Origin of the sequence: Pantoea sp. Ap-967 (genome assembly GCF_011752565.1) — a bacterium.
Classification (GTDB): domain Bacteria; phylum Pseudomonadota; class Gammaproteobacteria; order Pseudomonadales; family Pseudomonadaceae; genus Aquipseudomonas.
In genome coordinates this window covers 39963-60852 of record NZ_VWXK01000012.1, presented here as the reverse complement: position 1 = coordinate 60852, position 20890 = coordinate 39963, and the positions used below count along the sequence as shown (strand labels likewise).

Genomic DNA, 20890 nt, shown 5'->3' with positions numbered 1-20890 from the left:
GCCTGCTACGGGTTACAGGCGCATCGGCATGACAACGTAGGAAGAATCGTCATTGCCAGCTTCCTGCAGCAGGGCACTGCTGTTGGAATCAGACAGAATCAGACGAACTTGCTCGGTAGTCATCACGCCCAGCACGTCCAGCAGGTAGCTGACGTTGAAGCCGATCTCCAGCGAGCTACCGTCGTAGTCCACGCTGATTTCTTCTTCCGCTTCTTCCTGCTCGGGGTTGTTGGCCTGAATTTTCAGTTGGCCTGCGGCCAGCTGCAGGCGAATGCCGCGGTACTTCTCGTTGGACAGAATCGCGGTACGGCTGAAGGCTTCGCGCAGCGCCTGGCGGTCACCGACCACCAGCTTGTCGCCGCCTTTTGGCAGCACGCGCTCGTAGTCCGGGAACTTGCCGTCGACCAGCTTGGAGGTGAAGGTGAACTCACCGGTGGTCGCACGAATATGGTGCTGGCCCAGAACGATGCTGACCATGCCTTCAGGGTCGGTGAGCAGGCGTGCCAGCTCAAGGATACCTTTACGTGGCACGATCACCTGGTGGCGGTCGTCTTGCTCGATGGCGGCCGTCATGGAGCACAGCGCCAGGCGATGGCCGTCGGTGGACACGGCGCGCAGGGTGTTGCGCGACACTTCCAGCAGCATGCCGTTGAGGTAGTAGCGCACGTCCTGCTGGGCCATGGCGAAGCTGGTGCGCTCGATCAGGCGGCGCAGCTTGCTCTGTTCCAGGTTGCAGGTCAGCGAGCCTGGGCCTTCTTCCACGGTGGGGAAATCGTTGGCCGGCAGGGTCGACAGGGTGAAGCGGCTACGGCCAGCCTTGACCAGCAGTTTCTGCTCGTCGACCTTGATGTCGATCAGGGCGTCGTTCGGCAGGCTTTTGCAGATGTCCATCAGCTTGCGCGCGGGCACGGTGATCTCGCCCGGCTCGGCGGATTCTTCCAGTTGCACGCGGCCAACCAGTTCGACTTCCAGGTCGGTGCCGGTCAACGACAGCTGCTGGCCTTGCACGACCAGCAGGACGTTGGACAGCACCGGCAAGGTCTGACGGCGCTCGACGACACCGGCGACCAGTTGCAGAGGTTTCAACAGGGCTTCGCGTTGAATGGTGAAATGCATGGTCTAGTCCCTTGCCTTCAATGAGCTGCGCTAACGACCATCACGTCGTCAGCGTCCGCAGCAGGTTCTTGTAGTCCTCGCGGATATCCGCGTCGGATTCCTTCAATTCGTTGATCTTGCGGCAGGCGTGCAGCACGGTGGTGTGGTCGCGGCCGCCAAACATGTCGCCGATCTCCGGCAAGCTGTGGTTGGTCAGCTCTTTCGACAACGCCATGGCCACCTGGCGCGGGCGCGCCACCGAGCGCGAACGGCGCTTGGACAACAGATCGGCGATCTTGATCTTGTAGTATTCGGCCACGGTGCGCTGGATGTTATCCACACTTACCAGCTTGTCCTGAAGCGCCAGCAGGTCCTTGAGCGATTCGCGAATCAGCTCGATGGTGATGTCCCGGCCCATGAAGTGCGAGTGCGCGATCACCCGCTTCAGCGCGCCCTCCAACTCACGAACGTTGGAACGAATACGCTGGGCAATGAAGAACGCCGCATCGTGCGGCAGCTCGACCTTGGCCTGGTCGGCCTTCTTCATCAGGATCGCCACGCGGGTTTCCAGCTCCGGAGGCTCCACGGCCACCGTCAGGCCCCAGCCAAAGCGCGACTTCAGGCGCTCTTCCAGGCCTTCGATTTCCTTCGGGTAGCGGTCGCTGGTGAGAATCACCTGCTGGCCGCCCTCAAGCAGGGCATTGAAGGTGTGGAAAAACTCTTCCTGGGAACGCTCCTTGCGGGCGAAGAACTGAATGTCGTCGATCAGCAACGCATCGACCGAGCGGTAGAAGCGCTTGAATTCGTTGATGGCATTGAGCTGCAGCGCCTTGACCATGTCCGCGACGAAGCGCTCGGAATGCAGGTAGACCACCTTGGCATTCGGGTTCTTCTTCAGCAGGTGGTTACCCACAGCATGCATCAAGTGAGTTTTCCCCAGGCCCACGCCGCCATAAAGGAACAGCGGGTTGTAACCGTGCTTGGGGTTGTCGGCAACTTGCCAGGCCGCAGCACGTGCCAACTGGTTCGACTTACCTTCGACAAAGGTTTCGAAGGTGAAGGTGCGGTTCAGGTAGCTGGTGTGCTTGAGCGCACCCTCGACCTGCACCGTGCGCTGCTCGGTGCGGTTGCTGGTAGCCGGTGCCGAGGCGCCATCACCCATGCCGTCGAAGCTGTCGCGCGAAGCCGACTCGCCGATGTCATTGACCTGGGCAGGAGCGGCCACTGGCGCCAGCACAGGTTCGGCGATGGTCGCCACCACGGGCGCGGCAGCCTGCTGGTTCTGGCTTTGCGCAATCGACGCGGCCACTGCGGCACTGACCGGTGCATTGGGTGCGGCACGTGGGGCAGAGCTGCGACGGCTGCCTATTAATAAGGAAAGGGCAGGTGCAATGCCGCTGCCGTTTTCACCCAACAGTTCGAGCAGACGGCCGAGGTACTTTTCATTCACCCAATCGAGCACAAAACGGTTAGGCGCATAGACGCGCAACTCGTCGCCTTCGGCTTCGACCTGTAGCGGACGGATCCAGGTGTTGAATTGCTGGGCAGGCAGTTCATCGCGCAGAAGCTCCACGCACTGCTGCCAAAGTTCCACTGACACGGATATCCCCTGAGTTGAAAGCCGGATGAGGCAAAAACAAACCGCCATTGTACCGGTCGAGCGATCAGTTATCCACATGTGGAAACATTCTGAGCCATGACAAAACAGCCATTTAGCGACCAAAACGTCTCACAACCACTGTGAATAAGCTCTGTGGATAACCGGGCATGAGGGCTATGCACAACCCTGAGGTCAGCCCTGTTGATAACTTACCTGTGGATAACGATCTTTTCTATCCACAGGCTTTCCGCACGTCCGGCACAAGCACCGCACCTGTTACCGACAAGGTTGTGAATCTCTGTACACCACGAATTTTAAGGCCTGTAGAAGGTTATCCACAGAAGGTTATCCACCTAAGATTTATAAGTTCTTCAGAAAAGCTTTTTATATGTCTCTTCTTTTTTTTCATTTTGTCGTCCGTTTGCCTGTGCGATCAACCCAGCCTGCCTAGCCGACTCCGGCATGACCTTCTATAAGGAATGACTGGTTGGAAATTGACCTATGGGCTTGCTTTCTCTAGAATCGCCGATCTCTTAAAAAGGGGGCCACTCCGGCCCGTTGTCGACCAACCCAGGTAACACGCCATGAAACGTACTTTCCAACCAAGCACCATCAAGCGCGCTCGCACCCACGGCTTCCGTGCCCGTATGGCTACCAAGAACGGCCGCGCTGTTCTGTCGCGTCGTCGTGCCAAAGGCCGTAAGCGTCTGGCCATTTGATTTTTCGGCACAGGTGGTGAGTCAGGACTTCAGTCGGGAAAAGCGACTGCTTATACCCCGGCACTTCAAAGCGGTCTTCGACTCCCCAACCGGCAAGGTTCCAGGGAAAAACCTGCTGATCCTTGCTCGCGAGAACGGCCTGGATCACCCGCGCCTCGGCCTGGTGATCGGCAAGAAGAGCGTCAAGCTCGCCGTTCAACGCAATCGCCTCAAGCGCTTGATGCGCGATTCCTTCCGTCTCAACCAGCAAATGCTGGCCGGGCTGGACATAGTGATCGTCGCGCGCAAGGGATTGGGTGAGATAGAAAACCCGGAATTGCACCAACACTTTGGCAAGCTCTGGAAACGCCTGGCGCGCAGTCGGCCAGCTCCAGCGGCAAACGCCGATTCCGCAGGGGTACACAGTCAAGATGCGTAAACTGGCACTCGTTCCGATCCAGTTTTACCGTTACGCCATCAGTCCCCTGATGGCCAATCACTGTCGTTTCTACCCCAGTTGCTCCTGTTACGCACTCGAAGCCATAGAAAACCATGGCCTCTTGCGTGGTGGGTGGCTAGCCGTTCGTCGCCTGGGGCGTTGTCATCCGTGGAACGACGGCGGTTTCGATCCCGTTCCCCCCGCGCCTTCCTCCCGAACTTCTTCGATAGCCGAGTAATCATGGATATTAAACGCACGATCCTGATCGTCGCCCTGGCAATCGTGTCCTACGTCATGGTCCTCAAGTGGAACCAGGACTACGGCCAGGCTGCCCTGCCGACTCAGAATACTGCTGCCAGCACTGTTGCCCCGGCCTTGCCGGATGGCGTGCCGGCCGGTACCGCCGGCGCCAGCGCCGATGTACCGAGCGCCAACGCCGAATCCAGCCCAGCGGAACTTGCGCCGGTGGCGGTCAGCAAGGACCTGATCCGGGTCAAGACCGATGTCCTGGAACTGGCTATCGATCCGGTCGGTGGTGACATCGTCCAGCTGACCCTGCCGAAGTACCCACGCCGCCAGGACCACCCGGAGATTCCGTTCCAGCTGTTCGATAACGGCGGCGAGCGTGTCTACCTGGCACAAAGTGGCCTGACCGGTGCCAACGGCCCGGATGCCCGTTCGTCGGGTCGCCCGCTGTATGCAGCCGAGCAGAAGAGCTACCAGCTGGCCGACGGCCAGGAACAACTGGTGGTCGACCTCAAGTTCAGCGACAACGGCGTCAACTACATCAAGCGCTTCAGCTTCAAGCGCGGTGAGTACGACCTGGGTGTCAGCTACCTGATCGACAACCAGAGTGGCCAGGCCTGGAACGGCAACCTGTTTGCCCAGCTCAAGCGTGACGCCAGCTCCGATCCGTCTTCGAGCACCGCCACCGGCACCGCGACCTACCTGGGCGCCGCCATGTGGACTGCTTCCGAGCCTTACAAAAAGGTCTCGATGAAGGACATCGACAAGGGTAGTTTGAAAGAAAATGTGTCCGGCGGCTGGGTCGCCTGGCTGCAGCACTACTTCGTGACCGCCTGGATTCCGGCCAAATCGGACAACAACGTTGTCCAAACCCGCAAGGACGGCCAGGGCAACTACATCATCGGCTACACCGGCCCGGCCCTCAGCGTGCCAGCGGGCGGCAAGGCCGAAACCAGTGCCATGCTGTATGCCGGCCCGAAAATCCAGTCCAAGCTCAAGGAGTTGTCCCCAGGCCTGGAACTGACCGTCGACTACGGCTTCCTGTGGTTCATCGCCCAGCCAATCTTCTGGCTGCTGCAACATATCCACAGCCTGCTGGGTAACTGGGGCTGGTCGATCATCGTGCTGACCATGCTCATCAAGGGCCTGTTCTTCCCGCTGTCGGCTGCCAGCTACCGCTCGATGGCGCGCATGCGTGCCGTGGCGCCAAAGCTCGCTGCACTGAAGGAACGCTTCGGTGACGATCGCCAGAAGATGTCCCAGGCGATGATGGAGCTGTACAAGAAAGAGAAGATCAACCCGCTGGGCGGCTGCCTGCCGATCCTGGTGCAGATGCCAGTGTTCCTGTCGCTGTACTGGGTACTGCTGGAAAGCGTCGAGATGCGCCAGGCTCCGTGGATGCTGTGGATCACCGACCTGTCGATCAAGGATCCGTTCTTCATCCTGCCGATCATCATGGGCGCCACCATGTTCATCCAGCAGCGCCTGAACCCGACGCCGCCGGATCCGATGCAGGCCAAGGTGATGAAAATGATGCCAATCATCTTCACCTTCTTCTTCCTGTGGTTCCCAGCTGGCCTGGTGCTGTACTGGGTTGTGAACAACTGCCTGTCGATCACCCAGCAGTGGTACATCACCCGCCGTATCGAAGCAGCGACCAAAAAAGCTGCTGCTTGACGGGCTACTGCGCTAGCCTGTGAATAAAAACGCCCCCTCGGGGGCGTTTTTGCTATCTGTCGTTTTTGTGTAGAGGCTTTCGAGCATGAACACTGTGCGTGAAACCATCGCCGCCATCGCCACCGCCCAGGGCCGTGGAGGCGTGGGCATTGTCAGGCTCTCCGGGCCGCTGGCCAGCCAGGCCGGGAAGTTGATCACTGGCCGCAGCCTGACGCCGCGCCACGCCCATTACGGGCCGTTTCGCGACGAGCAGGGGCTGGTGCTGGATGAGGGCATCGCGCTGTTCTTCCCCGGCCCCAACTCGTTCACCGGCGAGGATGTGCTTGAACTGCAGGGCCATGGCGGCCCGGTGGTGCTCGACATGCTGCTGCAGCGCTGTGTACAAGTAGGTTGCCGCCTGGCGCGCCCGGGGGAGTTCAGCGAGCGTGCGTTTCTCAACGACAAGCTCGACCTGGCCCAGGCCGAAGCCATCGCCGACCTGATCGAGGCCAGCTCCAGCCAGGCTGCGCGCAACGCCCTGCGCTCGCTGCAGGGGGAGTTCTCGAAACGTGTGCACAGCCTTACCGAGGCGCTGATCGCCCTGCGCATCTACGTCGAGGCGGCCATCGACTTCCCGGAAGAGGAAATCGATTTCCTCGCCGATGGCCATGTGTTGTCGATGCTCGATGCCGTGCGCGCCGAGTTATCCACCGTGCAGCGTGAAGCCGGGCAGGGGGCCTTGCTGCGCGATGGCATGACCGTGGTCATCGCCGGGCGGCCGAACGCGGGCAAGTCGAGCCTGCTGAACCAGCTGGCCGGGCGCGAAGCGGCCATCGTGACCGATATTGCCGGCACCACTCGGGACATCCTGCGTGAACATATCCACATCGACGGCATGCCACTGCACGTGGTCGATACCGCAGGCCTGCGCGACACCGATGACCATGTGGAGAAGATCGGCGTGGAACGCGCGCTGAAGGCCATTGGCGAGGCTGACCGGGTGTTGCTGGTGGTGGACTCCACCGCGCCTGAAGCGAGCGACCCGTTCGCCCTGTGGCCGGAATTCCTCGCGCAACGGCCAGACCCGGCCAAGGTCACGCTGATTCGCAACAAGGCCGACCTCAGTGGTGAGCGGGTAGGGCTGGAGCTGTGCGAGGACGGCCATGTGACCATTACCCTGAGTGCCAAGGGCGATGACCAGGGGCTTCAGCTGCTGCGCGATCACCTGAAGGCCTGCATGGGTTATGAACAAACCGCCGAGAGTGGCTTCAGCGCGCGCAGGCGCCACCTGGATGCGCTACGCCAGGCCAGTTCGCACCTGGAGCATGGCCGTGCGCAATTGACCCTGGCGGGCGCGGGTGAGCTGTTGGCAGAGGATCTGCGCCAGGCGCAGCAGGCGTTGGGGGAGATTACCGGCGCGTTCAGTTCCGATGATTTGCTTGGGCGGATCTTCTCGAGCTTCTGCATCGGCAAGTAATCCACAGCAAGCTCAAAAGCCGCTCCTTCGGGGGCGGTTTTTTTTGGCCTGGGGAAAAGCAGCGCTGAGGGTGGCGCATCGCGAGCTCTGCTCGCTCCTACGGGATTTCCACAGAGGCAACCCGAAATCCCTACCCAGGAGCCCTGTGGAAAACCCAACTTCAGCCCCGTTGATAAGCAGGTTTTTTTTCTGAGGACAATTCCGCCTGTGGGTAAATGGCCATTTAATCCACAGGCTCAAAGACGTTATCCATACCCCTCATGGTGGGTAAGCCACAGGGTTCAATTTCGCTATACATCAGGTGATAAAAGGCCTGTAGAACGTTATCCACAGATAAGCCTGTGCATAAGAATAAACATAAAAACAAAGCTTTTTTAAATTTTTCCTCTTTGATTTCTGTTGTCTGCCATTCATCCACAGACTGGTCAAAATTTGCGCAGACGGTTTCTTTAAGGGGGGTGAAGTCCCTATACTTGTCCGCTTACCTTCTCTATTCGCAAAAACAGGCACGAGGTGCGTGGTGGATTTCCCTTCCCGTTTTGAAGTGATCGTCATCGGCGGCGGCCATGCCGGTACCGAGGCTGCGCTTGCGTCAGCACGCATGGGTGTGAAAACCCTGCTGTTGACCCATAACGTGGAAACCCTCGGTCACATGAGCTGCAACCCGGCCATCGGTGGCATCGGCAAGAGCCACCTGGTCAAAGAGATCGATGCGCTCGGCGGCGCCATGGCGCTGGCCACCGACAAGAGCGGCATCCAGTTCCGCGTCCTGAACAACCGCAAGGGCCCGGCAGTACGCGCCACCCGTGCACAGGCCGACCGTGCCATCTACAAGGCAGTGGTACGCGAGATCCTGGAAAACCAGCCGAACCTGTGGATATTCCAGCAGTCCTGCGACGACCTGATCGTCGAACAGGACCAGGTCAAGGGCGTGGTTACCCAAATGGGCCTGCGCTTCTTCGCCGAATCCGTGGTGCTGACCACCGGCACTTTCCTCGGTGGCCTGATTCACATTGGCTTGCAGAACCATTCCGGTGGCCGCGCCGGTGATCCGCCCTCGATCGCCCTGGCGCACCGCATGCGGGAACTGCCGCTGCGCGTCGGCCGCCTGAAAACCGGTACGCCGCCGCGTATAGACGGGCGTTCGGTGGACTTCTCGGTGATGACCGAGCAACCGGGCGATACGCCAATCCCGGTGATGTCGTTCATGGGCAACGCACAGATGCACCCACGCCAGGTGAGCTGCTGGATTACCCACACCAACGCGCGCACCCACGACATCATTGCCTCGAACCTCGACCGTTCACCGATGTACTCCGGTGTGATCGAAGGCGTGGGCCCGCGCTACTGCCCGTCGATCGAAGACAAGATCCACCGCTTCGCCGACAAGGAAAGCCACCAGGTGTTCATCGAGCCGGAAGGCCTGACCACCCATGAGCTGTACCCCAACGGCATTTCCACCTCGCTGCCATTCGACGTGCAGCTGGAACTGGTGCGTTCGATCCGTGGCATGGAAAACGCCCACATCGTGCGCCCGGGCTACGCCATCGAGTACGACTACTTCGACCCGCGCGACCTCAAGTACAGCCTGGAAACCAAAGTGATCGGCGGCCTGTTCTTCGCCGGCCAGATCAACGGCACCACCGGCTACGAAGAAGCCGGCGCCCAGGGCCTGCTGGCCGGGACCAACGCCGCGCTGCGCGCCCAGGGCCGCGAAAGCTGGTGCCCGCGCCGCGACGAGGCGTACATCGGCGTGCTGGTCGACGACCTCATCACCCTGGGAACCCAGGAGCCGTACCGCATGTTCACCTCGCGCGCCGAATACCGGCTGATCCTGCGCGAAGACAACGCCGACCTGCGCCTGACCGAGAAGGGCCGCGAGCTTGGCCTGATCGACGATGAACGCTGGGCCGCCTTCTGCGCCAAGCGCGACGGCATCGAGCGCGAAGAACAGCGCCTGAAGTCGACCTGGGTTCGCCCGAACACCGAACAAGGCCAGGCCATTGTGGATAAGTTCGGCACGCCGCTGAGCCACGAGTACAGCCTGCTCAACCTGCTGGCCCGCCCGGAAATCGACTACGCCGGCCTGATCGAGGCCACCGGCGGTGAAGTGGTCGACCCACAGGTTGCCGAGCAGGTCGAGATCAAGACCAAATACGCCGGCTACATCGACCGCCAGCAGGACGAAATCGCGCGGCTGCGCGCCAGCGAAGACACCCGCCTGCCTGTGGATATCGACTACACGACGATTTCCGGGCTGTCGAAGGAGATCCAGGGCAAGCTCGGCCAGACCCGTCCGCAAACCCTGGGCCAGGCTTCGCGCATTCCCGGCGTCACCCCGGCGGCGATTTCCCTGTTGCTGATTCATCTGAAAAAACGCGGCGCAGGCCGCGAATTGGAGCAAAGCGCTTGAGTTCCCTGGTCACCCCGCAACACGCCGAAGAGTTGTCCACAGGTGCGCGCCAGCTCGGTGTCGAGCTGAGCGCCGAGCAGCACGAGAAGCTGCTGGGTTACCTGGCCCTGTTGATCAAATGGAACAAAGCCTACAACCTGACTGCCGTGCGCAACCCTGACGAGATGGTTTCCCGTCACCTGCTCGACAGCCTCAGCGTCATGGCGTTTATCCACAGCGACCGCGACCATTGGCTGGATGTTGGCAGCGGCGGTGGCATGCCTGGCATTCCATTGGCTATCCTGCATCCGCACAAGCAGGTGACGGTGCTGGACGCCAATGGCAAGAAAACCCGTTTCCTGACCCAGGTGAAAATGGAGCTCAAGCTGGACAACCTCACGGTTATCCACAGCCGGGTCGAAGCCTTCCAGCCCGCGCAACCGTTCAGCGGAATCATCTCTCGCGCCTTCAGCAGCATGGAGAACTTCACCAACTGGACCCGCCACCTTGGCGACACCGGGACGCAATGGCTTGCAATGAAGGGGCTGCATCCTGCCGATGAACTGGTAGCATTGCCCGCAGACTTCACAGTGGAAAGCGAGCAGGCCCTGACCGTTCCAGGTTGCCAGGGCCAGCGCCATCTGCTGATACTGCGCCGCAAGGCTTGATTGGGAACACACGCAACAATGGCTAAGGTATTCGCAATCGCGAACCAGAAAGGTGGTGTCGGCAAGACCACCACCTGTATCAACCTCGCAGCATCGCTGGCCGCGACCAAGCGTCGTGTGCTGCTGATCGACCTCGATCCGCAGGGCAACGCCACCATGGGCAGCGGTGTGGACAAACACGAACTCGAGCATTCGGTCTACGACCTGCTGATCGGGGAATGCGACCTTGCCCAGGCCATGCACTACTCCGAGCACGGTGGCTTCCAGCTGTTGCCGGCCAACCGCGACCTGACCGCCGCGGAAGTGGTGCTGCTGGAAATGCAGGTCAAGGAGAGCCGCCTGCGCAACGCGCTGGCGCCAATCCGCGAGAACTACGACTACATCCTCATCGACTGCCCACCGTCGCTGTCGATGCTGACGCTCAACGCGCTGGTTGCCTCCGATGGCGTGATCATCCCGATGCAGTGCGAGTACTACGCACTGGAAGGCCTGAGCGACCTTGTGGATAACATCAAGCGCATCGCTGCCCGGCTGAACCCGGAACTGAAGATCGAAGGCCTGCTGCGGACCATGTACGACCCGCGCCTGAGCCTGAACAACGATGTTTCGGCGCAGCTCAAGGAGCACTTCGGCGAGCAGCTGTACGACACGGTCATTCCGCGCAACATCCGCCTGGCCGAGGCACCGAGTTTCGGCATGCCGGCGCTGGCCTACGACAAGCAATCGCGTGGCGCACTGGCCTACCTGGCCCTGGCCGGGGAACTGGTACGCCGCCAACGCCGTCAATCACGCACTGCACAAACAACTTAAGGAATCCGCATGGCCGTTAAGAAACGGGGTCTCGGACGTGGGTTGGATGCACTGCTCAGTGGTCCTTCCGTCAGCGCGCTCGAAGAGCAGGCTGTGACGATCGACCAGAAAGAACTGCAACACCTGCCCGTCGAACTGATCCAGCGCGGCAAGTACCAGCCGCGCCGCGACATGGACCCCGAGGCACTGGAAGAACTGGCGCACTCGATTCGCACCCATGGGGTGATGCAGCCGATCGTGGTGCGCCCGATCGAAGGCAACCGCTTCGAGATCATTGCCGGTGAACGTCGCTGGCGCGCCACGCAGCAGGCCGGCCTCGACACCATCCCGGCGATGGTGCGTGAAGTGCCGGACGAAGCCGCCATTGCCATGGCGCTGATCGAGAACATCCAGCGCGAAGACCTCAACCCGCTGGAAGAAGCCCTGGCCCTGCAGCGCCTGCAACAGGAATTCGAGCTGACCCAGCAGCAGGTGGCCGATGCCGTGGGCAAGTCGCGGGTGACCGTGGCCAACCTGCTGCGCCTGATTTCCCTGCCCGAGGCGATCAAGACCATGCTCGCCCACGGCGACCTGGAGATGGGCCACGCCCGTGCCTTGCTCGGCCTTGAGGAAGATCGCCAGGAAGAAGGGGCGCGTCATGTTGTCGCACGTGGCCTGACCGTGCGCCAAACCGAGGCACTGGTGCGGCAATGGCTCAGCGGCAAACCTGAGCCGGTCGAACCGAGCAAACCTGATCCGGACATCGCACGCCTTGAACAACGGCTTGCAGAGCGCCTGGGCTCTGCCGTGCAGATCCGCCATGGCAACAAGGGCAAGGGCCAGTTGGTTATTCGTTACAACTCCCTTGACGAGTTGCAAGGCGTGCTTGCTCACATCCGCTGAAACAATTCCCGTTGTAGCGCGCAGTCGGAAATCACTACCGAAGAGTTGAATAGGGGTTAATCCACCCCTATACTCTGCGCGCATTTTGTCGGCACAAATTATGCCAAGTCATTACTGACTTGTTGGTCGACTTCCGAGGAGCAGTTGTGATGGAAATCCGCACGCCAAACCGCCTGCCTTTCCATCGCTGGGCGGTTTTTCCGGTACTGCTGGCTCAATTCGTCGTACTGCTGCTGGCAACCTTGGTGTTGTGGCAGTGGAAAGGGGCGGTCAGTGGATATTCAGGCCTTTGCGGAGGTTTGATTGCCTGGCTGCCCAATGTGTATTTCGCCTGGAAGGCTTTTCGCTTCAGCGGGGCTCGGGCGGCACAAGCCATCGTCAAGTCGTTTTACGCTGGCGAGGCAGGCAAGATGATTTTGACGGCAGTGCTTTTTGCACTGACCTTCGCAGGAGTGAAGCCACTGGCGCCGTTGGCAGTATTCGGCGTCTTCGTGTTGACCCTTTGGGTCAGCTGGTTCGCGCCCCTGCTGATGAATAAAAGACTTTCGAGACCTTAGGGCGTTTGAGGCAACCATGGCAGAAGAAACCGCTTCGGGTTATATCCAGCACCACTTGCAGAACCTGACCTATGGTCAATTACCAGACGGCAGCTGGGGCTTTGCCCATTCTGCTGCAGAAGCCAAGGCAATGGGCTTCTGGGCGTTCCACGTGGACACCCTGGGTTGGTCCGTTGCGCTGGGTCTGATCTTCCTGTTCATCTTCCGCATGGCGGCCAAGAAGGCGACTTCCGGCCAGCCTGGCGGCTTGCAGAACTTCGTGGAAGTGATGGTCGACTTCGTCCACGGCAGCGTGAAGGACTCCTTCCACGGCCGTAGCCCAGTGATCGCTCCGCTGGCGCTGACCATTTTCGTCTGGGTATTCCTGATGAACGCCGTCGACCTGGTACCGGTCGACTGGATTCCTCAGCTGGCCATCCTGATCTCCGGTGATCCGCACATTCCGTTCCGCGCCGTGTCGACCACCGACCCGAACGCGACCCTGGCCATGGCCTTCTGCGTGTTCGCCCTGATCATCTTCTACAGCATCAAGGTCAAGGGCCTGGGCGGCTTCATCGGTGAGCTGACCCTGCACCCGTTCGGCAGCAAGAACATCTTCGTGCAGATCCTGCTGATTCCGGTCAACTTCCTGCTGGAATTCGTCACCCTGATCGCCAAGCCGATCTCGCTGGCACTGCGTCTGTTCGGCAACATGTACGCCGGCGAGCTGGTGTTCATCCTGATCGCCGTGATGTTCGGCTCCGGCCTGCTCTGGCTGAGCGGCCTGGGCGTGGTGCTGCAATGGGCGTGGGCTGTGTTCCACATCCTGATCATCACCCTGCAAGCTTTCATCTTCATGATGCTGACCATCGTCTACCTGTCGATGGCCCATGAAGATAACCATTAAGACCGCCTGGCGTGTCTTGTAGCCTTCCCCGCTCGTTTGGGGGGAGGGCTTTAAAAGTCCGCAAGGGCAAGCTGTACCAAACGATTTGTTTTACCGCTTCAAACTAAAAACCTAACCAATACGACGTAAAAGTCGGGAGGAAAGATGGAAACTGTAGTTGGTCTGACCGCTATCGCTGTTGCTCTGCTGATCGGCCTGGGTGCTCTGGGTACCGCCATTGGTTTCGGCCTGCTGGGCGGCAAATTCCTGGAAGGCGCTGCGCGTCAACCAGAAATGGTTCCAATGCTGCAGGTCAAAATGTTCATCGTTGCCGGTCTGCTCGACGCCGTAACCATGATCGGTGTTGGTATCGCTCTGTTCTTCACCTTCGCGAATCCGTTCGTTGGTCAGATCGCCGGCTAATCACTCGTCTCCACGAGTTGATGGCTGTGATGAATTAAGACCGAGCGAGGTGTTGGCGTGAACATTAATGCAACCCTGATTGGCCAATCCGTTGCCTTCCTGATTTTTGTACTCTTCTGCATGAAGTACGTATGGCCTCCGGTCATCACTGCTCTGCAAGAGCGTCAAAAGAAGATTGCCGACGGCTTGGACGCTGCCAACCGCGCAGCTCGCGACCTGGAGCTGGCCCAAGAGAAAGTGGGTCAGCAACTGCGTGAAGCTAAAGCACAGGCAGCCGAAATCATTGAGCAAAGCAAGAAACGCGCTGCTCAGCTTGTCGAGGAAGCCCGTGATCAGGCCCGCGTCGAAGCTGACCGTGTGAAGGCTCAGGCTCTGGCCGAGATCGAACAGGAACTGAACAGCGCTAAAGACGCCCTGCGTGCCCAAGTGGGTGCCCTGGCCGTTGGTGGTGCTGAAAAGATCCTTGGCGCCACAATCGATCAAAACGCGCATGCGGAGCTGGTTAACAAACTGGCCGCTGAAATTTAAGCGAGGGCGATCATGGCAGAACTGACCACGTTGGCCCGACCTTACGCTAAGGCTGCCTTTGAGCATGCCCAGGCCCATCAGCAACTGGCCAATTGGTCAGCCATGCTCGGCCTGGCTGCTGCGGTGTCGCAAGACGACACCATGCAGCGCCTGCTCAAGGCCCCGCGACTGACGAGCGCAGAAAAGGCCGCCACGTTCATTGACGTGTGCGGTGACAAGTTCAATGCACAGGCACAGAATTTCATTCATGTTGCCGCGGAAAACGACCGTCTCCTGCTGTTGCCGGAGATTGCCGCCCTGTTCGACCTGTACAAGGCCGAGCAAGAGAAATCCGTGGACGTGGAAGTCACCAGTGCCTTCGCGTTGAACCAAGAACAGCAAGACAAACTCGCCAAGGTTCTCAGTGCACGGCTAGGCCAGGAAGTGCGCCTGCACGCGTCGGAGGATGCCAGCCTGATTGGCGGCGTCGTCATCCGCGCTGGTGACCTGGTAATCGATGGCTCTGTTCGCGGCAAAATCGCGAAACTGGCCGAAGCATTGAAATCTTGAGTTTGAAGGGGCAGCAGAGCAATGCAGCAACTCAATCCTTCCGAAATTAGTGAAATCATCAAGGGCCGCATCGACAACCTCGATGTGAGCTCCCAAGCCCGTAACGAAGGTACCGTTGTTTCGGTATCCGACGGTATCGTGCGGATCCACGGTCTGGCCGACGTCATGTACGGCGAAATGATCGAGTTCCCTGGCAGCGTATTCGGCATGGCCCTGAACCTGGAGCAAGACTCCGTAGGTGCAGTGATCCTGGGTGCCTATGACACCCTCGCCGAAGGCATGAGCGCCAAGTGCACCGGCCGCATCCTGGAAGTTCCAGTTGGTAAGGAACTGCTGGGCCGCGTCGTTGACGCACTGGGCAACCCGATCGACGGCAAAGGTCCTCTGGGCAACACCCAGACCGACGCGGTCGAGAAAGTAGCCCCAGGCGTGATCTGGCGTAAGTCGGTAGACCAGCCTGTACAGACTGGCTACAAGTCCGTCGACGCCATGATCCCTGTCGGCCGTGGCCAGCGCGAGCTGATCATCGGTGACCGTCAGATCGGCAAGACCGCCATGGCCATCGACGCCATCATCAACCAGAAAGACTCCGGTATTTTCTGCGTTTATGTTGCTGTCGGCCAGAAGCGTTCTACCGTTGCCAACATCGTTCGCAAGCTGGAAGAAGCCGGCGCCCTGGCCAACACCATCGTGGTCGTTGCCAGTGCTTCGGAATCCGCCGCACTGCAGTTCCTGGCGCCATACGCCGGCTGCACCATGGGCGAGTTCTTCCGTGACCGCGGTGAAGACGCCCTGATCGTTTACGATGACCTGTCCAAGCAGGCCGTTGCCTACCGTCAGATCTCCCTGCTGCTGCGCCGTCCACCAGGACGTGAAGCGTACCCAGGCGACGTGTTCTATCTCCACTCCCGTCTGCTGGAGCGTGCATCGCGCGTTTCGGAAGAGTACGTCGAGAAGTTCACCAACGGCGCAGTCACTGGCAAGACCGGTTCCCTGACCGCCCTGCCGATCATCGAAACCCAGGCTGGCGACGTTTCCGCGTTCGTTCCGACCAACGTGATTTCCATCACCGACGGTCAGATCTTCCTGGAATCGGCCATGTTCAACTCGGGCATCCGCCCTGCAGTGAACGCCGGTGTTTCGGTATCCCGCGTAGGTGGTGCCGCTCAAACCAAGATCATCAAGAAGCTGTCCGGTGGTATTCGTACCGCTCTGGCTCAGTACCGTGAACTGGCAGCATTCGCCCAGTTCGCTTCCGATCTGGACGAAGCGACCCGCAAACAGCTGGAGCATGGTCAGCGCGTAACCGAGCTGATGAAGCAGAAGCAGTACGCGCCAATGTCCATCGCGGACATGGCCCTGTCGCTGTACGCCGCTGAGCGTGGTTTCCTGACTGACGTGGAAGTCTCCAAGGTCGGTAGCTTCGAGCAAGCACTGATCGCCTACTTCAACCGTGATCACGCCGAACTGATGGCGAAGATCAACGTGAAGGGTGACTTCAACGACGAAATCGACGCTGGCATGAAAGCCGGTATCGAGAAGTTCAAGGCCACCCAGACCTGGTAAGCCGCAGCGGGGGTTTCGGCCCCCGCTTGCTAACCTGATAGGTGATACATGGCAGGCGCAAAAGAGATTCGCAGTAAGATTGCGAGCATCAAAAGCACGCAAAAAATTACCAGCGCCATGGAGAAAGTGGCGGTCAGCAAGATGCGCAAGGCACAAATGCGCATGGCTGCTAGCCGTCCTTACGCGGAGCGTATCCGCCAGGTGATCGGTCATCTGGCCAACGCCAACCCGGAATACCGCCACCCGTTCATGATCGAGCGCCCTGTAAAGCGCGCCGGTTATATCGTGGTGAGCAGTGACCGTGGTCTGTGCGGTGGCTTGAACACCAACCTGTTCAAGGCCCTGGTCAAGGACATGAACGAAAACCGCGAACAGGGCGTTGAAATCGACCTGTGCGTGATCGGCAGCAAGGGTGCGACTTTCTTCCGCATCTTTGGCGGCAACGTCGTAGCCGCGATCAGCCACCTGGGCGAAGAGCCATCGATCAACGATCTGATCGGCTCCGTCAAAGTGATGCTGGACGCCTACCTGGACGGCCGTATCGATCGCCTCTCGGTGGTTTCGAACAAGTTCATCAACACCATGACCCAAAAGCCAACGGTCGAGCAATTGGTACCGTTGGTGGCAACCCCGGATCAGGATCTCAAGCACCACTGGGATTACCTGTACGAACCCGACGCAAAAGAGCTGCTGGACGGCTTGATGGTGCGTTACGTGGAGTCGCAGGTGTACCAGGCGGTGGTCGAGAACAACGCTGCTGAACAAGCGGCCCGGATGATCGCCATGAAGAACGCCACAGACAACGCCGGTGATTTGATCAAAGAGCTTCAGTTGATCTACAACAAGGCGCGTCAGGCTGCGATCACCCAGGAGATCTCGGAAATCGTCGGCGGCGCTGCCGCGGTTTAACGGTTCAAAAATTCAGAGGATCCAGCTATGAGTAGCGGACGTATCGTTCAAATCATCGGCGCCGTCATCGACGTGGAATTCCCACGTGACGTCGTGCCGAGTGTTTACAACGCGCTGAAAGTACAAGGCGCGGAAACCACCCTGGAAGTTCAGCAGCAGCTGGGCGACGGCGTGGTTCGTACCATTGCGATGGGCTCGACCGAAGGCCTGAAGCGCGGTCTGGAAGTCGTTGACTCCGGCGCTGCCATTTCCGTTCCAGTTGGTAAGGCCACCCTCGGCCGTATCATGGACGTACTGGGCAACCCAATCGACGAAGCCGGCCCGATCGGCGAAGAAGAGCGTCGCGGTATCCACCAGCCAGCGCCTTCGTTCGCTGACCAGGCAGGCGGCAACGACCTGCTGGAAACCGGCATCAAGGTTATCGACCTGGTTTGCCCGTTCGCCAAGGGTGGTAAAGTTGGTCTGTTCGGTGGTGCCGGCGTCGGCAAGACCGTAAACATGATGGAACTGATCCGTAACATCGCCATGGAACACAGCGGTTACTCCGTGTTCGCTGGTGTGGGTGAGCGTACTCGTGAGGGTAACGACTTCTACCACGAGATGAAGGACTCCAACGTTCTCGACAAAGTAGCGCTGGTCTACGGTCAGATGAACGAGCCACCAGGAAACCGTCTGCGCGTAGCGCTGACCGGCCTGACCATGGCTGAGAAGTTCCGTGACGAAGGTAACGACGTTCTGCTGTTCGTCGACAACATCTATCGTTACACCCTGGCCGGTACCGAAGTATCCGCACTGCTGGGCCGTATGCCTTCGGCAGTAGGTTACCAGCCGACCCTGGCTGAAGAGATGGGCGTTCTGCAAGAGCGTATCACTTCGACCAAAGAAGGTTCGATCACCTCCGTTCAGGCCGTATACGTACCTGCGGACGACCTGACCGACCCGTCGCCTGCGACCACCTTCGCCCACTTGGACGCCACCGTCGTTCTGTCCCGTGACATCGCCTCCCTGGGTATCTACCCAGCGGTCGACCCACTGGACTCGACTTCGCGCCAGCTGGACCCGAACGTGATCGGCAACGAACACTACGAGACTGCTCGTGGCGTTCAGTATGTTCTGCAGCGCTACAAAGAGCTGAAGGACATCATCGCGATCCTGGGTATGGACGAACTGTCGGAAACCGACAAGCAACTGGTAGCCCGCGCTCGTAAGATCCAGCGCTTCCTGTCGCAGCCGTTCTTCGTGGCCGAAGTCTTCACCGGTTCGCCAGGCAAGTACGTTTCCCTGAAAGACACCATCGCTGGCTTCAGCGGCATCCTCAAAGGTGACTACGACCACCTGCCAGAACAAGCGTTCTACATGGTCGGCAGCATCGACGAAGCGATCGAGAAAGCCAAGAAACTGTAATCCCGGCGCCCCGAAAGGGGCGCTAATCAGGTTGAGGCAAGCAGATGGCTATGACAGTCCATTGCGATATCGTCAGCGCGGAAGGAGAAATCTTCTCCGGCCTGGTCGAGATGGTAGTAGCGCACGGCAACCTGGGCGATCTGGGTATCGCTCCAGGCCACGCGCCGCTGATCACCAATCTCAAGCCTGGTCCGATCACGCTGACCAAGCAGGGTGGCACTCAAGAGGTGTACTACATCTCTGGTGGCTTCCTCGAAGTGCAGCCAAACATGGTCAAGGTTCTTGCCGACACCGTGCAGCGTGCTGCCGACCTGGACGAAGCTCAAGCTCAGGCCGCCCTCAAGGCTGCCGAGAACGCGTTGAACACTAAAGGCTCGGACTTCGACTACGGCGCTGCTGCCGCACGTCTGGCCGAGGCTGCTGCTCAGCTGCGTACTGTCCAGCAATTGCGCAAAGGCAAGTAACCAGCCCTGGGCCGGTAACCTGCATTGCGATTGAGTTAAAGGGTAGCCTCGGCTACCCTTTTTCTTTTTCAGAATTCCCCGCTTCGGTCATCCCTGACCGCCCAGGATCGGTAGCCAGTCAATGTCCCTCGATATCGTCATTCTCGCCGCAGGCCAAGGCACCCGCATGCGCTCCGCGCTGCCCAAGGTGCTGCACCCGGTGGCCGGCAACTCCATGCTCGGCCATGTTATCCACAGTGCCCGCCAGTTGCAGCCGCAAGGCATCCACGTGGTCATCGGCCACGGTGCGGAACTGGTGCGTGAGCGCCTGGCGGCAGACGACCTGAACTTCGTCATGCAGCAGCAGCAGCTGGGCACCGGCCACGCGGTGGCCCAGGCACTGCCGGCCATTACCGCCGACACGGTGCTGGTGCTGTACGGGGATGTGCCGCTGATCGAAGTGGAAACGCTGCAGCGCCTGCTGGCCAAGGTCAGCGACCAGCAGCTGGGCTTGCTCACCGTGACCCTGCAGGACCCGACCGGCTATGGCCGTATCGTGCGCGATGGTGCTGGCCAGGTAACCGCCATCGTCGAACACAAGGACGCCAGTGACGCGCAGAAGGCAATCAAGGAAGGCAATACCGGCATCCTCGCCTTGCCCGCCGCGCGCCTTGCTGACTGGATGGGCCGTTTGTCCAACAACAACGCCCAGGGCGAGTACTACTTGACCGACGTGATCGCCATGGCCGTGGCCGATGGCCTGGTGGTCGCCACCGAGCAGCCCCACGACCCGATGGAAGTGCAGGGCGCCAACGACCGTCGCCAGTTGTCCGAGCTGGAGCGCCACTACCAGCTGCGCGAAGGGCGCCGGCTGATGGCCCAGGGCGTGACCCTGCGTGATCCAGCGCGCTTCGATGTGCGTGGCGAGGTGACCGTGGGTCGTGATGTGCTGATCGACATCAACGTGATCCTCGAAGGTAAGGTGGTGATCGAGGACGACGTGCAGATCGGCCCGAACTGCGTGATCAAGAACAGCACCTTGCGCAAGGGTGTGGTGATCAAGGCCAACAGCCACCTGGAAGGTGCGGTGATGGGCGAGGGCAGCGATGCCGGCCCGTTCGCCCGCCTGCGCCCGGGCAGCGTGCTGGAGGCCAAGGCCCATGTGGGTAACTTCGTGGAGCTGAAGAACGCGCACCTGGGCGAAGGTGCCAAGGCCGGCCACCTGACCTACCTGGGCGATGCCGAAATCGGTGCGCGCACCAATATTGGCGCTGGCACCATCACCTGCAACTATGACGGCGCCAACAAATTCAAGACCGTGATGGGCGAGGACGTGTTCATCGGCTCGAACAACTCGTTGGTCGCGCCTGTGGAAATCAAGGCCGGCGCCACCACCGCTGCCGGTTCGACCATCACCCAGGCGGTTGAAGCCGGTGATCTGGCGGTGGCCCGTGCGCGCCAGCGCAACATCTCGGGCTGGAAGCGCCCGGAGAAGATCAAGAAAAGCTGAGTTATACACAGCTGATTCAATCAAAAGCCGGCTTATGTGAATAAGCCGGCTTTTTTATGGTCTGTACAAATCCCCTTGTAGGAGCGGGCTTGCCCCGCGAACACCGGCAGAGCCGGTGCCATGCACCGCAGTGCCTGCTTCGCGGGGCAAGCCCGCTCCTACAGAGGCGGGAC

Annotated in this window: 21 protein-coding genes; 19 read left to right on the top strand and 2 right to left on the bottom strand. The window is 59.9% G+C overall.

The window, feature by feature from the left end; all coding sequences use genetic code 11:
• Positions 1-12: 12 nt before the first annotated feature.
• Positions 13-1116: a DNA polymerase III subunit beta gene (gene dnaN, locus F3J45_RS14705; RefSeq protein ID WP_167063680.1), complete on the bottom strand. Its 1104-nt coding sequence runs from the start codon at positions 1114-1116 to the stop codon at positions 13-15.
• Between the two features lie 40 nt (positions 1117-1156).
• Positions 1157-2695 (bottom strand): chromosomal replication initiator protein DnaA, encoded by a 1539-nt coding sequence (dnaA, locus tag F3J45_RS14700; protein WP_167063677.1) that lies wholly within the window; start codon positions 2693-2695, stop codon positions 1157-1159.
• A 584-nt stretch (positions 2696-3279) separates the two neighbouring features.
• Here dnaA and rpmH point away from each other — a divergent pair.
• The 19 genes from rpmH to glmU all read left to right on the top strand — a co-directional run bounded on the left by rpmH (position 3280) and on the right by glmU (position 20717).
• Positions 3280-3414 (top strand): 50S ribosomal protein L34, encoded by a 135-nt coding sequence (gene rpmH / locus F3J45_RS14695; RefSeq protein WP_003253163.1) that lies wholly within the window; start codon positions 3280-3282, stop codon positions 3412-3414.
• A gap of 16 nt (positions 3415-3430) precedes the next feature.
• On the top strand, positions 3431-3832 hold the full coding sequence (gene rnpA, locus F3J45_RS14690) for a ribonuclease P protein component (protein WP_370526378.1): 402 nt from the start codon (positions 3431-3433) through the stop codon (positions 3830-3832).
• Positions 3825-4070 carry a membrane protein insertion efficiency factor YidD gene (yidD, locus tag F3J45_RS14685; RefSeq protein WP_079230263.1) on the top strand — a complete coding sequence of 82 codons (246 nt, stop codon included), beginning with the start codon at positions 3825-3827 and terminating at the stop codon, positions 4068-4070. The genes rnpA and yidD overlap by 8 nt, the downstream gene beginning before the upstream one ends.
• Positions 4071-4072: 2 nt before the next feature.
• Positions 4073-5755, top strand: coding sequence for a membrane protein insertase YidC (yidC, locus tag F3J45_RS14680; protein WP_167063674.1), 1683 nt, complete (start codon positions 4073-4075; stop codon positions 5753-5755).
• Between the two features lie 85 nt (positions 5756-5840).
• Positions 5841-7211, top strand: coding sequence for a tRNA uridine-5-carboxymethylaminomethyl(34) synthesis GTPase MnmE (gene mnmE / locus F3J45_RS14675; RefSeq protein WP_167063671.1), 1371 nt, complete (start codon positions 5841-5843; stop codon positions 7209-7211).
• Between the two features lie 520 nt (positions 7212-7731).
• On the top strand, positions 7732-9624 hold the full coding sequence (gene mnmG, locus F3J45_RS14670) for a tRNA uridine-5-carboxymethylaminomethyl(34) synthesis enzyme MnmG (protein ID WP_167063668.1): 1893 nt from the start codon (positions 7732-7734) through the stop codon (positions 9622-9624).
• Positions 9621-10271 carry a 16S rRNA (guanine(527)-N(7))-methyltransferase RsmG gene (gene rsmG, locus F3J45_RS14665; RefSeq protein ID WP_167063664.1) on the top strand — a complete coding sequence of 217 codons (651 nt, stop codon included), beginning with the start codon at positions 9621-9623 and terminating at the stop codon, positions 10269-10271. Before mnmG ends, rsmG begins: the two co-directional genes overlap by 4 nt.
• 18 nt (positions 10272-10289) lie before the next feature.
• Complete coding sequence (locus tag F3J45_RS14660; RefSeq protein ID WP_167063662.1) at positions 10290-11081, top strand: ParA family protein; 792 nt, start codon at positions 10290-10292, stop codon at positions 11079-11081.
• A gap of 9 nt (positions 11082-11090) precedes the next feature.
• Positions 11091-11963, top strand: a complete 873-nt coding sequence (locus F3J45_RS14655) for a ParB/RepB/Spo0J family partition protein (protein ID WP_167063658.1) — start codon at positions 11091-11093, stop codon at positions 11961-11963.
• A gap of 149 nt (positions 11964-12112) precedes the next feature.
• Positions 12113-12520 carry a F0F1 ATP synthase subunit I gene (locus F3J45_RS14650; protein ID WP_043199916.1) on the top strand — a complete coding sequence of 136 codons (408 nt, stop codon included), beginning with the start codon at positions 12113-12115 and terminating at the stop codon, positions 12518-12520.
• 16 nt (positions 12521-12536) lie between these two features.
• Positions 12537-13406, top strand: coding sequence for a F0F1 ATP synthase subunit A (atpB, locus tag F3J45_RS14645; protein ID WP_167063655.1), 870 nt, complete (start codon positions 12537-12539; stop codon positions 13404-13406).
• 144 nt (positions 13407-13550) lie between these two features.
• The gene (gene atpE / locus F3J45_RS14640) at positions 13551-13808 is read left to right on the top strand and encodes a F0F1 ATP synthase subunit C (RefSeq protein WP_003097235.1); all 258 of its coding nucleotides are present in this window, start codon (positions 13551-13553) and stop codon (positions 13806-13808) included.
• Positions 13809-13865: 57 nt separating this feature from the next.
• Positions 13866-14336, top strand: a complete 471-nt coding sequence (locus tag F3J45_RS14635) for a F0F1 ATP synthase subunit B (protein ID WP_027917106.1) — start codon at positions 13866-13868, stop codon at positions 14334-14336.
• A gap of 12 nt (positions 14337-14348) precedes the next feature.
• On the top strand, positions 14349-14885 hold the full coding sequence (locus tag F3J45_RS14630; RefSeq protein WP_003253191.1) for a F0F1 ATP synthase subunit delta: 537 nt from the start codon (positions 14349-14351) through the stop codon (positions 14883-14885).
• 21 nt (positions 14886-14906) lie between these two features.
• Positions 14907-16451: a F0F1 ATP synthase subunit alpha gene (gene atpA, locus F3J45_RS14625; protein WP_085676550.1), complete on the top strand. Its 1545-nt coding sequence runs from the start codon at positions 14907-14909 to the stop codon at positions 16449-16451.
• Between the two features lie 48 nt (positions 16452-16499).
• Positions 16500-17360: a F0F1 ATP synthase subunit gamma gene (atpG, locus tag F3J45_RS14620; protein ID WP_013974905.1), complete on the top strand. Its 861-nt coding sequence runs from the start codon at positions 16500-16502 to the stop codon at positions 17358-17360.
• A gap of 27 nt (positions 17361-17387) precedes the next feature.
• Positions 17388-18764 carry a F0F1 ATP synthase subunit beta gene (gene atpD, locus F3J45_RS14615; protein WP_027614801.1) on the top strand — a complete coding sequence of 459 codons (1377 nt, stop codon included), beginning with the start codon at positions 17388-17390 and terminating at the stop codon, positions 18762-18764.
• Positions 18765-18808: 44 nt separating this feature from the next.
• Positions 18809-19228: a F0F1 ATP synthase subunit epsilon gene (locus tag F3J45_RS14610; protein ID WP_167063652.1), complete on the top strand. Its 420-nt coding sequence runs from the start codon at positions 18809-18811 to the stop codon at positions 19226-19228.
• Positions 19229-19349: 121 nt separating this feature from the next.
• A complete protein-coding gene (gene glmU / locus F3J45_RS14605; protein ID WP_167063649.1) occupies positions 19350-20717 on the top strand; it encodes a bifunctional UDP-N-acetylglucosamine diphosphorylase/glucosamine-1-phosphate N-acetyltransferase GlmU in 1368 nt (455 codons plus the stop codon).
• Positions 20718-20890 lie beyond the last annotated feature (173 nt).